The following is a 12,674-nucleotide window of genomic DNA, read 5'->3' on the forward strand; positions in this document are numbered from 1 at the left end:
GTAAACGCAATCCAGGCAGAACCTCAAGATGCTACAAACGATTTCTCAAATCAACCCGAACGATCGTGTTCATACGGTGATGAAAGCAACATTACACGTTCTACTGATTGAAAATGATCGTCAACTTGCTCAACTAATCGCGCGGGAACTGAGCTGTGAAGGCTATCAGGTCAGCCTAACAGGGGATGGCTTCAGTGGATTATTGGCGGCTCGCCAGACCAACCCGCATTTAATTATTGTGGGTTGGACTCTCCCTGGAATCTCCTGCATCGAGTTCTGCCGTCGGTTGCGTTTAACTTACAATGATGTCCCCATTTTGGTCTTAACCCATGAGGGGCAGGTTTCTGAACGAGTCATGGGTTTAGACGCAGGCGCTAGCGATTGTTTGAGCAAACCCTTTGCAATGGAAGAACTGCTCGCTAGAGTGCGAGCGCACTTGAGACAAGGAACAAAAGCAACACATCTTCTCCAGTTTGAGCAACTTGTGCTCGATCGCCAAGCACGTCAGGTTTACTATCGCCATCAGGAAATTGAACTAACGGCGAAAGAGTTCAATTTGCTGGCATACTTCATGCGCCATCCGAATCAAGTCTTGACCCGTGATCAAATGCTCGATGCCGTTTGGGGTGACGAAAATTTCGTCAGCTCCAATGTCGTTGAAGTCTATGTTCGCTACTTGCGCATCAAGCTAGCAGCACAAGGTGCAACACCCTTCATCCACACAGTGCGCGGTGTTGGCTATGTATTGAGAAGCCAGCAGCAGCAACAGCTCACCGTATTTTCTGGGCTAGACCAACACCCATACCCACCTTTGAAAGAGTCACCTTTGCCACAAAGAGCCGAATCAATAAAAGCAAGTTGAGCGAAATTCAATCGGAGAACGAGCAATGTCCGACAAAATCAACCAGCAACGCCGTCGCTTCTTGAGCCTTGCAGCGACGACCCTTGCGACGACGCAGCTCGGTCGCTTCGGTGCTGCAAACGCACAACCGAGCAACGCAACACCAAAAGAGACCACCACAACTCAACGTGGAACCGCGCCCACCGACCCAACTGCAATTCGCCCCTTCCGCATCAACATTTCAAAAGAAGCACTCGACGACCTCCGCCGACGCATCGCAGCAACGCAATGGCCCGAAAAGGAAACCGTTAGTGACCTGTCGCAGGGTCTACCGCTCGCGACAATGCAGAAACTCGCGCGCTATTGGGTAACCGATTACGACTGGCGCAAGGTCGAGGCGAAACTGAAAGCTCTGCCGCACTTCATCACCGAGATCGATGGGCTGGACATTCATTTCATTCACGTCCGATCGAAACACGAGAACGCGTTGCCGCTCATCGTCACGCATGGGTGGCCTGGTTCAATCATCGAGCAGCTCAAGATCATCGATCCATTGATCAATCCCACGGCACATGGCGGAAGTGCATCAGACGCTTTCCATGTGGTGATTCCATCGATGCCGGGCTACGGCTTCTCCGGCAAGCCGACTACTACTGGTTGGGGCGTCGATCGCATGGCACGTGCCTGGGACGTATTGATGAAGCGGTTGGGCTACACCCGCTACGTTGCCCAGGGTGGCGACTGGGGTGCGTTTGTCGTTGACCTGATGGGTGTGCAGGCACCTGCGGGCTTGCTCGCCATTCACACTAACTATCCTGGGACAGTTCCAGCCGATGTTGACAAGGCGCTTGTGGCTGGCGAACCACCTCCATCTGGTCTGTCGGCTGAGGAACGACGCGCCTATGAGCAGCTAGACAGAACGTTGAAGCAAAGAGTCGCCTACGCCAAGTACATGGCATCGCGCCCGCAAACGTTGTACGGCATTGCAGATTCGCCCGTCGGTTTGGCTGCTTGGCTGCTCGATCACGATGATGCTGGCGGACAGCCTGCCGCGGCAGTTTTCGAGGCTCTGAACCGAACCACAAGCACCACGGGCGAACTGACACGAGACGAGATCCTCGATAACATCACGCTCTATTGGCTGATGAACACGGGCGTCTCCGCGTCGCGGCTCTACTGGGAATATAAGGGTGGCTTTTGGAACGCCAAGGGTGTCTCCATTCCGGCAGCGGTGAGTGTCTTTCCCGGCGAGGCATATCAGGCTCCGCGGAGCTGGACCGAACGAGCCTATCCCAAGCTCATCTACTACAACCAAGTAGAAAAGGGCGGACACTTCGCAGCTTGGGAGCAGCCAATGCTTTTTGCTCAGGAACTCAGGGCGGGGTTTCGATCGCTGCGCTGAACCCCATATCAGATCCGGCTGATTGTAAGAAACCGGCTGTTACCGGAAATCGTTTTATCACCCGACAAAAACAGTAAATTATGAAAGTTAAAGCCGCCGCCGTGCAGATCAGTCCCGTGCTTTACAGCCGGCAGGGTACCGTTGAGAAGGTCGTGAAAAAGATCCGTGAGCTGGGCCAACAAGGCGTTCAGTTCGCCACTTTTCCCGAAACCATCATTCCCTATTACCCCTACTTCTCCTATGTGTTAGCCCCGTTTGCATTGGCAAAGGAACAGCTGCGGTTGATGGAAGAGTCGGTGACGGTGCCATCTGCTGAAACCCGGGCGATCGGTGAAGCCGCAAAAGAAGCAAACATGGTCGTTTCGATCGGCGTTAATGAGCGCGACGGTGGCTCAATCTACAATACACAGTTGCTCTTCGATGCGGACGGGACGCTGATCCAGCGCCGCCGCAAGATTACGCCAACCTACCATGAGCGGATGATATGGGGTCAGGGGGACGGATCGGGGCTGCGTGCTGTTGATAGCGCCGTTGGGCGCATTGGGCAGCTCGCCTGCTGGGAGCATTACCTGCCGCTCGCCCGTTACGCACTGATCGCCGATGGTGAGCAGATCCATTCGGCGATGTATCCAGGATCGTTCGCCGGTCCACTGTTCGCGGAGCAGACGGAAATTAACGTTCGCCAGCACGCCCTTGAATCCGGCAGCTTTGTCGTCTGTGCGACCGCATGGCTGAATGCCGATCAGCAAGCCCAGATCATGAAGGACACGGGTTGCGCGATCGGTCCTATTTCGGGTGGCAATTTTACTGCGATCGTTAGCCCGGACGGCTCGATCATGGATGGACCGATCCAGGCTGGTGAAGGCGAAATCATCGCGGATCTTGACTTTGCCCAGATTGATGCTCGCAAGCGGCTGATGGATGCCCGTGGACACTACAGCCGCCCCGAACTGCTTAGCTTGCTGATTGATCGAACGCCTACGTCACCCATTCATGAATGGACTGAACATCCCAAGTCCGAGGCTATGTGTGCGGCTGTCGACGAGGAGAGGACCGTCGCTGTCCTCTAATGCCACCGTATCGATCGGCACGCACCTACAGGAAGGTCAGCACGTGTCCCAAAAAATCAATCATCATCGCCGTTACTTCCTAACAACCATGCTTACAACTATTGCTGCCACCCAGCTTGGCATGATCGGTTGCACCATACAGCAAACTACATCAGCAACGGCTAAGTTACCGATTGAAGGCGAACTGCCTTCGCTGCTTGGCGCGATCGCGTGGCTCAATTCACAGCCCTTAACCGTTGACGAACTGCATGGCAAAGTCGTGCTGATCAACTTCTGCACTTATACCTGCATCAATTGGCTGCGCCAACTCCCTTATGTTCGCGCGTGGGCCGAGAAGTATCAGAATCAGGGACTAGTAGTAATTGGTATACATACGCCGGAGTTTGAATTCGAGAAGAATACTGATAACGTCCGCCGAGCCTTGACGGCAAGCAGCATTGACTATCCGATCGCCGTGGATAACGATTATGCCGTATGGCGTGCGTTCGGGAACCATTATTGGCCAGCCCTTTATTTTATCGACCGGCAAGGACGCATTCGTCATCACCAATTCGGCGAGGGCAAGTACGAGCAATCGGAACGGGTGATTCAACAGCTCCTGTCTGAGTCTGGAACGGGTCGTGTCGGTCCAGAAATGGTCGAAGTTGCAGCTCGCGGTTTTGAAGTTGCCGCCGACTGGAGCAACCTGAAATCGCCTGAGAACTACCTCGGCTACCAAAGAACGGAGAATTTTGCGGCTCCCGGCAGCGCGGTGTTAAACAAACCTCATTCATATACCGCTCCCGCACAATTGAGCCGTAATCATTGGGCGCTTTTAGGCGATTGGACGATCGGTAGACACGCCATTGTCCTGAACCAACCCGGCGGGCGAATCGCGTACCGTTTCCATGCCCGCGACTTACATCTCGTCATGGGACCCACTGAGCCAGGAACGCCCATGCGGTTTCGCGTGCTCCTAGACGGACAGCCAGCAATTGCGGCTCGCGGACTTGACCTCGATGAGCAAGGTGAAGGCACGGTTACCGAACAACGGTTATACCAACTAATCCGACAGCCGCAGCGTATCCGCGATCGATCGTTCGAGATCGAGTTTCTGGATGCTGGGGTAGAGGCGTTTGCATTCACATTTGGTTGATCACGCAAACAGATACGCCTTCGCAACGAGCGACAGGAAAGTGAAAGCAAGGTAAATGCTATGACGATGAAATCTACACATGACAACCCGATCCTCGTGACCGGAGCGGCTGGCGATCTCGGTGCGATCGGACGCAATCTCACCGCAATGCTGCTTGCTAAGGGACATCAGGTGCGTGCCTTAGTCCGGCGGGAGGATGAACGCGCTGAAGCTCTGCGCCAACTCGGTGCCGAGGTCGTGCAGGGCGATTTAACCGATCTGGACTCGATGCACCGGGCGATCGCAGGGGTTAGGCGCATCTATTTTGGCATGTCGGTTTCGCCAGCTTATCTCGAAGCTACAGTCAACACCGCTACGGTGGCGCGCCACCACGGCGTCGAAGCTTTTGTGAACATGTCGCAGATGACGGTGACGCAGATGAGCATCACCGAGACCACCGACAGTCCGCAGTATAAGCTGCACTGGCTGGCGGAACAGGCATTGGCGTGGTCAGGGCTGTCAGTCGTCACAGTGCGACCGACGGTCTTCCTGGAAAGCTTTTTCCTGCGTCTCGCTGCTGCTGGCATCCGGGATAACAATGAACTGGCACTGCCGCTGGGTCACAGCAAGACCTCACCGATCTCCGCAGTTGATGTGGCTCATGCCATTGCCGTGATCCTTGCCGACCCGGTGTTGCACATTGGTCAGGTTTACAATCTGACTGGGTTTGAGTCAGCCGATCTGGACCACTACGCGCGCATCTTTTCCAAGGCACTCGATCGCACGATTCGCTATCGTGACGTGCCGCTCTCAGCATGGGCTGAGACGCTGCGGAAGTTTGGGGTGCCAACCCATCTCGTCAACCACCTCGCGGTGATGGCTGAACTTCACGCGCAGGGGCGGTATGACCGCACGACAGATGATCTGTTCAAGCTCACTGGCAAGATGCCGACGAGCATGTACGACTTTGTGAAATTGCATGCTGCTGAATTCACGCGGAGTCAGGTCGCGGCTTGAGGGTAGTCGCTCGTAGTGCCGATCTCGAAGAGATTCGTGCCGCGTTTCGATCGCTACGCTAGTTGGCTCGGTCATGCACAAACAAAAAATCCAAAACGACTCAAAAGGCGGACACCATGGCTCAATCAGAAGTTACGCAACCAAACAACGGGCAGGCATCTGATGGCGGTACGATCGGGAGGAACGAACCCATCATACAGCCGCAATTCCGCACCATTGACGGCCTATCCATCCGCTATGCCGAGAGCGAGGACCCGGGGCGGGGTGTGCATGCCCTCCTCCTCAGTCCGTGGCCGGAGAGCCTGTATGCGTTTGAGCCGACGTGGTCGCGGCTTGCCGAGCACGCGCACCTCGTGGCGGTGGATCTCCCGGGCTTCGGACACTCCGAGCGACGCGACGCGCTTATGTCCCCGCGCGCGATGGGCGAGTTCGTTGTGCGCCTTGCCGACGCATTCGAGCTGGAGCAGCCGCACGTCGTTGGTCACGACATCGGCACCAGTGCCGCGCTCTTCGCCGCTGCTCTCCAGCCGGGACAGTTCCGTAGCCTCGTGGTCGGGAGCGGGGGTGCGGCAGTGCCGCTGCAACTGGGTGTGGTGCTCAAGGAGTTGGTCGAGGCTCCTGACCTCGAGCCATACCGCCGCACCGACGGGCGACAGTTTGTCACCAGGGCGATGGGAAGGATCGAGCGAGCTCCTTCGGACATTGCACTCGAGGACTACCTCTCTTCCTATGAGGGCACGCGCTTCGCCGAATCGATGCGCTACGTCCGCAACTTTCCAACGGATCTGCCGGTTCTGGGCGAGCGGCTACCCAGTATCCGCACGCCAGTGCTGATCATCGCCGGTCGGCGGGACCCGCTCGTGCCCCTAGTCAATGCGGAGTTCCTCCAGGAAAAGCTACCCGCAAGCAAACTTGCCGTCCTCGACGCGGGGCACTACACGTGGGAGGAGGCGTCCGACGAGTACGCAGCGATCGTCACGGGCTGGTGGGGCGGAGGCTACGCGGTCGTTGGACACCTAGCTGGCGACCTGAACGAGAAGAATGGAGCAACTCACCCGGTGACGATCGATGTGCAGCAGGCGGAGGTGGCTGTGCTTGCCGGCGGCTGCTTTTGGGGCGTTGAGGACATCCTGCGCGAGGTGTCCGGCGTGATTGACACCGAGGTCGGCTACACGGGCGGCTGGCTTGAGAACCCGACGTACAAGGACACGCACGACAGCCAGTCCGGACACGCCGAGGCGATCCGCGTCACCTTCGATCCATCGGTGCTTAGCTTCGAGGAGCTGCTTGATCGCTGGTTCTTCCGCCTGCACGACCCCACGACACTCAACCGTCAGGGCAACGACGTCGGGACGCAGTACCGCTCGGCGATCTTTCCGCAGACGGAGGAGCAGCAGGCGATCGCGGAACGCGTCATCGCGCATGTCGCCGCGTCAGGGCGCTGGAAGCGGCCAGTTACCACGAGCATCGAACCCGCCGCGACCTGGTACAGCGCTGAGGAGTACCACCAGGACTACCTGCGCAAGCATCCCGGCGGATACACCTGCCATTACCTGCGTGATTAAGCAACAGATAGGCGTATCGACACGGCGCGGCGTGGCGCGGATATCAACTCAGGCGCTGGGTCCAGACGCGCTCGTGGTCTCAGCGGATGTGACTAAGCCTGCTGAACTTGACGATGCCTCCTACATTACAGAAGTTGAACTCGCAGTTGACGGCGGACGCACTCAGTTTTGAGGAGCAACTGTTGGAGTGGAGCAAGACAATTAGCCAAGTACGCAGCCTGCCGCTTTAGAAGAATCCCAACCGGAAATAGGAGAGAGTCTCCATGGCAAGATTGGTATCAGTCAACGTTGGTCTTCCTCGCGAGATTTCATGGCGTGGGCAGACTGTGTATACGTCAGTGTGGAAAGAGCCGATTCAAGGACGCCGCCTGGTTCGACTACTCAACATTGATGGCGATGCACAAGGTGATCTGGCCGGTCACGGTGGCGAGCAGCGCGCTGTGTTCGTCTACCAAATGGATTCTTATCGCTACTGGGAGCGCGAACTGCAGCGGAGCAATTTCACATTTGGGCAATTCGGCGAAAACTTCACTGTAGAAGGTCTAGCCGACAGTGAGGTCTGCATCGGCGATCGCTACCGGATTGGTGGAGCGCTGTTTGAGGTCACACAGCCGCGTGTAACCTGCTATCGGGTTGGCATTCGCATGGATGATCCCAGAATGCCATCTCTGCTGGTGAAGCATCGCCGCCCAGGGTTTTACTTTCGCGTGATCGAAGAGGGCGAGGTCGGCGCTGGCGATGAAATCATTCAAGTTGCTGAAGGTCCGGAGCACCTGACTGTCGCCTCGGTTGACGCGCTGCTCTATCTTCCCGGAGCTGCCAAGGAAGACATCGAGCGCGCGCTGCGTATCCCAGCTCTAAGCCCTGGTTGGCAATCTTCTTTCGAGGCGATGCTTCAGCAAATGGCACAACCAGGGTCGCGCACAGGCAATGCAGGGCTAGTTGCACCGGAACAGATGGCTACCGCTACGCCCGGATTCCGGTCTTTGAAAGTGGCTCGCATCGATCGTGAGAGCAGTCACGTGGTCTCGCTGGTGCTGGAACCGACCGACGATCGCCCGCTCACCGTTCCTCAAGCTGGGCAATTCGTGGTGTTGCGCCTTCGTCCTCAAGCGGATGCGCCTCCGGTCTTACGTAGCTACTCACTGTCTGGTCTACCTGATGCGGGTCATTATCGCATCAGCGTTAAGCAGGAGCCGCACGGAGTTGCCAGCACCTACGTCAGCACCCAGCTTCGTACCGGCGACGTGCTGGATGTTAGCGAACCTCGAGGTGCTTTCACCCTGCGATCGGGCGATCGTCCTGTGGTGCTATTGAGCGTGGGCGTCGGTGTGACTCCGGTGCTGGCGATGCTCCATGCGCTGGTAGCCCAAGCATCCGTGCGCCCAGTCTGGTGGATTTTTGGCGCGCGGAACGGTGGAGAACATCCCTTTGCCCAGGAAACCCACGAGCTACTGGCTAAGCTACCGAACGCCCACAGCCACGTGCAGTACAGCCAGCCGGATCCCACTGACCAATCGGGTTCTGATTTCGATGCAACCGGACGCCTGACTGTAAATGTCCTCGAAGCATTGGGCGTGCCCCTGGAATCCGATTTTTATTTGTGCGGACCATCCCCGTTTCTTGCAGACTTCACTGCTGGACTGGTCGATCGGGGTGTGGCACCCGATCGCATTCACACCGAGGCTTTCGGTTCAGGCAAGTCCATTACGCCGGGCGTGACGGGGGCATCGCATCGGGCACCACACGCGCCAACGGGTCCCGTCGGTGAAGGTCCAAGTATTTCATTTGCCCGCACTGGGCTCACGGTTGCCTGGGGCTCCAGATTCCAGAGCCTGTTGGAACTCGCGGAAGCCTGTGATGTCCCGGTGCGTTGGTCTTGTCGAACCGGAGTTTGTCATATGTGCGAGTCTGGGCTGATCTCCGGATCGGTGAACTATGACCCCGAACCGCTCGATGCTCCAGCAGTCGGAAATCTATTGATTTGCTGCGCGCGCCCGCAGGAAGACACGGTAATTGATCTCTAAAAATGCTTGGCAACGAACATGAAACCATTAAGAATTCGTGGATTTAATAAATTCCCAAACTGTACGGGCGGGTTTAGCAGACCAATCTGCCCCCTGCAATAGATTTGACGGCAAAACCCGCCCGTACCAACTATCGAACTTATTTAATTGCCATTCCTCAGGAGAATTTCCTATGCGATCTGACATTGTTCCAGGGGTGGTTTTCCCCGACTACGAACTGCCCGACCACACCGCGAAACGCCGGAAGCTCTCTGAGCTGCAAGGGCAACATCCGATGGTTCTCGTCCTCAGCCGCGGAGGGTTCTGTCCTAAGGATCGTCGGCAGGCTGAAGGGCTGGTGCAACTCCATCGTGAAATTGAAGTCGGCTATTGTCGTTTAGTTACGATCAGCACCGACAACATCACCGAGACGAATGAATATCGCAGCGGCGTCGGTGCCCACTGGCCGTTCCTCTCCGATGCGGGACGCAAAATCCAAAAAGATCTCGATATCGCCGAATACACAGACCCGCTCCACAATCCCATGATTCCTTACACGATCGTCCTCGAACCCGGTCTGGTCATTTACAAGATCTACATGGGCTACTGGTTCTTCGGGCGTCCCACTATCGAAGAGCTGCGCCAGGACCTGCGCGCCGTTCTTAAGAAATGCCGACCGGATTGGGACATCACCACACCTGAACTGAAAGCAGCGTGGCAGGAAAGCCGCAAGGAACGCTTCTACCCGTACGGCAAAACCTACGCCCAAACGATCGGCGAACAGGATTAGAAAATGTCCGACAAAATCAACCATCAACGCCGCCGCTTTTTGGGCATTGCAGCCATGACCATTGCGACTACACAGCTAGGACTATTCGCTTCTGCCAACGCACAGAGCCAAACAAAACCAGCTGTTCTACCCATGATGAAGCCAGGAACAAACAAGTCGTTCGGCCCACTCAAGCAGGTCGATGCCGGTGTTCTGAATGTCGGATACGCTGAAGCGGGTCCCGCGAATGGTCGTCCGATAATCCTCCTGCATGGATGGCCCTACGACATTCATAGCTATGTCGATGTCGCTCCTTTGTTGGCGTCGGCGGGGTACCGGGTGATCATCCCGTATCTGCGCGGCTATGGCACGACGCGCTTTCTTTCCAACGAAACGGTTCGCAATGGGCAGCAGTCGGCACTTGCAGTCGATATTATCGCGTTGATGGATGCGCTCAAGATCGAGCAGGCGATCCTTGCTGGTTATGATTGGGGTGCGCGCACCGCCAACATCATCGCGGCACTCTGGTCCGATCGCTGCAAGGCCCTCGTCTCCGTGAGTGGTTATTTGATCGGCAGCCGTGAAGCCAACAAGATGCCGCTGCCGCCGCAGGCCGAACTCGAATGGTGGTACCAGTTTTATTTCGCGACGGAACGCGGCAAGCTCGGCTACGAAAAATATCGACACGACTTCAACAAGCTCATTTGGCGACTTGCCTCGCCGAAATGGAACTTCGATGACGCGACATTCGATCGCAGCGCTACGGCCTTCGACAATCCGGATCACGTCAGCATTGTGGTCCACAACTACCGCTGGCGGCTCGGACTAGCTGAAGGCGAGTCGAAGTATGACGAGTTTGAGAAGCGACTCGCCACATTCCCCATGATCACTGTGCCTACCATCACGCTGGAGAGTGATGCCAACGGCGCACCACATCCAGATCCCAGTTCCTACACCCAGAAATTCTCGGGCAAATATTTGCACCGCACTATCAAAGGCGGCATCGGACACAACCTGCCGCAAGAAGCGCCACAGGAATTTGCTAAAGCTGTCGTCGAAGTTGACGGTTACTAATCGAGTTTAGCCTGAGTTGGGGAACGAACCATTTGCAGCCAAGAGACACCCATGACCAACCTGAAAAAAGTACATTACAAAACCAAAGCCCGCACCTCAGGTGCCTTCGTCCTGTCGCGACTTCTCGTCGCGCTCTTGGCGGCAGCGGTATTTTTGGCTCCGCCCGCTCGCGTGCTTGCGCAGCAATTCGCCCAAATCGGCGCACAAACCCAAGTTGCGGATAAGACGATCGCGATCGCAGACAACGCCATCCGCCCCTTCCGGGTCCAGGTCCCACAAGTGGCGATCGACGATCTCCGCCAACGCATTGCAGCAACCCGCTGGACTGACAAGGAGACTGTCACTGACCAGTCGCAGGGCGTGCAACTGGCGACGATGAAGGAGCTCGTCCGTTACTGGGGAACGAAGTACGACTGGCGGAAAGCCGAGGCAAAGTTGAATGCTCTACCGCAGTTCATCACGAACATCGACGGACTGGACATTCACTTTATCCACGTCCGCTCCAAAAATCCGAACGCGTTGCCGTTGCTCGTCACGCACGGATGGCCCGGATCGGTCATTGAACAGCTAAAGATCATCGGTCCGCTGACTGACCCGACGACCTATGGGGGTCGTCCGGAGGATGCCTTCGACCTGGTTATCCCGTCAATTCCCGGCTACGGCTTCTCCGGCAAGCCAACGGGCACTGGTTGGGATCCCGATCGCATCGCACGAGCCTGGACTGAGCTGATGAAGCGCCTCGGGTACACCCGCTACGTCGCTCAGGGCGGTGACTGGGGGTCCCCCATCACCAGCGCGATGGCGCGCCAGGCACCGGCAGGATTACTCGGCATCCACATCAACCTGCCAGCAACGATTCCGCCCGATGTAGCCCCAGTGCTCGCCAGCGGCGGACCTGCACCAGCAGGACTATCCGAGAAGGAACGGGCAGCATTCGACTCACTCGACACCTTCAATAAGAAGGAACGGGCCTACGCCGTGATCATGGGCACACGGCCACAGACGATCGGGTATGGCATAACGGACTCACCGATCGGACTTGCGGCATGGCTGCTCGGGCATCCAGGCTTCGTCCAGTGGACAAGCAGCAGCAATTCCGAAAAGTCCCCGACGAAAGACGAGGTGCTGGATGACATCACGCTGTACTGGTTGACGAACAGCGCAGTCTCGTCAGCTCGGCTGTACTGGGAGAACAAGGCTAGCCTCTTGAACGCGATCGCGCAGAAGACCAACGAGATCTCGCTTCCAGTAGCCATCACGGTATTTCCGGGGGAGATATATCGAGCACCAGAGACGTGGGCTCGGCGCGCTTATCGCAATCTGATCTACTTCCATGAGGCTGACAAGGGCGGTCACTTCGCGGCGTGGGAACAGCCGCAGCTCTTCTCCGAGGAAATCCGTGCGGCATTCAGGTCACTGGCAGCAAACTCGCAGCGGTGACCACCAGATTGAATATCTAATTCACCAATTCAAACAACGAGGTATTAACTCATGAAAGAATTCATGCTTTCCCTTGTAGCAGGCTGGATCGTCGGTGTCCTATTTGGGTGGCTGAAACTGCCGTTACCTGCACCTCCTTTAATGAGATTCGTTGGCGCTCTGGGGATTCTATTGGGTGCCTGGTCGATTGAGCAGTTAAAGTATGTTTTGCTTCACTAGTTTGAAATAAAAGGAGTCTCACATGTCCAGCTATAGCTGTCGCCAGTTCGACTAGGACATAGACTAAGGGTAGTCGTCTCTTGGTGCGCTGCTATGGCAAAAGCTTACAGTTATGACTTCCGCCAGAGAGTGGTGCAAGCGCTTGCACTGGATGGGT

12 protein-coding genes are annotated in these 12,674 nt (G+C 56.5%); all 12 read left to right on the top strand.

Annotation, left to right across the window (positions count from 1 at the left end):
* Window positions 1-28 precede the first annotated feature (28 nt).
* The 12 genes from H6F76_RS00385 (at window position 29) to H6F76_RS00440 (ending at window position 12,517) form a co-directional block, all read left to right on the top strand.
* Entirely contained in the window at window positions 29-862 is an 834-nt protein-coding gene (locus H6F76_RS00385) for a response regulator transcription factor (protein ID WP_347275962.1), read from the top strand.
* 25 nt (window positions 863-887) lie between these two features.
* Window positions 888-2,243: an epoxide hydrolase family protein gene (locus H6F76_RS00390; protein WP_190504942.1), complete on the top strand. Its 1,356-nt coding sequence runs from the start codon at window positions 888-890 to the stop codon at window positions 2,241-2,243.
* Between the two features lie 77 nt (window positions 2,244-2,320).
* Entirely contained in the window at window positions 2,321-3,313 is a 993-nt protein-coding gene (locus H6F76_RS00395) for a nitrilase-related carbon-nitrogen hydrolase (protein WP_190504964.1), read from the top strand.
* 88 nt (window positions 3,314-3,401) lie between these two features.
* A complete protein-coding gene (locus H6F76_RS00400) occupies window positions 3,402-4,448 on the top strand; it encodes a redoxin domain-containing protein (RefSeq protein WP_199321830.1) in 1,047 nt (348 codons plus the stop codon).
* A 66-nt stretch (window positions 4,449-4,514) separates the two neighbouring features.
* Entirely contained in the window at window positions 4,515-5,444 is a 930-nt protein-coding gene (locus tag H6F76_RS00405; RefSeq protein ID WP_190504968.1) for an SDR family NAD(P)-dependent oxidoreductase, read from the top strand.
* A gap of 116 nt (window positions 5,445-5,560) precedes the next feature.
* Entirely contained in the window at window positions 5,561-7,009 is a 1,449-nt protein-coding gene (gene msrA / locus H6F76_RS29460) for a peptide-methionine (S)-S-oxide reductase MsrA (RefSeq protein ID WP_199321832.1), read from the top strand.
* Window positions 7,002-7,181 (top strand): hypothetical protein, encoded by a 180-nt coding sequence (locus H6F76_RS00415; protein ID WP_190504944.1) that lies wholly within the window; start codon window positions 7,002-7,004, stop codon window positions 7,179-7,181. Before msrA ends, H6F76_RS00415 begins: the two co-directional genes overlap by 8 nt.
* 91 nt (window positions 7,182-7,272) lie before the next feature.
* Window positions 7,273-9,036: an MOSC and FAD-binding oxidoreductase domain-containing protein gene (locus tag H6F76_RS00420; protein ID WP_190504946.1), complete on the top strand. Its 1,764-nt coding sequence runs from the start codon at window positions 7,273-7,275 to the stop codon at window positions 9,034-9,036.
* Window positions 9,037-9,208: 172 nt separating this feature from the next.
* Complete coding sequence (locus H6F76_RS00425) at window positions 9,209-9,805, top strand: redoxin domain-containing protein (protein ID WP_190504948.1); 597 nt, start codon at window positions 9,209-9,211, stop codon at window positions 9,803-9,805.
* Window positions 9,806-9,808: 3 nt separating this feature from the next.
* Window positions 9,809-10,858 carry an alpha/beta hydrolase gene (locus tag H6F76_RS00430; RefSeq protein WP_190504950.1) on the top strand — a complete coding sequence of 350 codons (1,050 nt, stop codon included), beginning with the start codon at window positions 9,809-9,811 and terminating at the stop codon, window positions 10,856-10,858.
* A gap of 51 nt (window positions 10,859-10,909) precedes the next feature.
* Window positions 10,910-12,298 carry an epoxide hydrolase family protein gene (locus tag H6F76_RS00435; protein ID WP_190504952.1) on the top strand — a complete coding sequence of 463 codons (1,389 nt, stop codon included), beginning with the start codon at window positions 10,910-10,912 and terminating at the stop codon, window positions 12,296-12,298.
* Window positions 12,299-12,349: 51 nt separating this feature from the next.
* Window positions 12,350-12,517, top strand: a complete 168-nt coding sequence (locus H6F76_RS00440; protein WP_190504954.1) for a DUF1427 family protein — start codon at window positions 12,350-12,352, stop codon at window positions 12,515-12,517.
* Window positions 12,518-12,674: the final 157 nt, after the last annotated feature.

Origin of the sequence: Leptolyngbya sp. FACHB-321, assembly GCF_014695975.1 — a bacterium.
GTDB lineage: Bacteria > Cyanobacteriota > Cyanobacteriia > Leptolyngbyales > Leptolyngbyaceae > Stenomitos.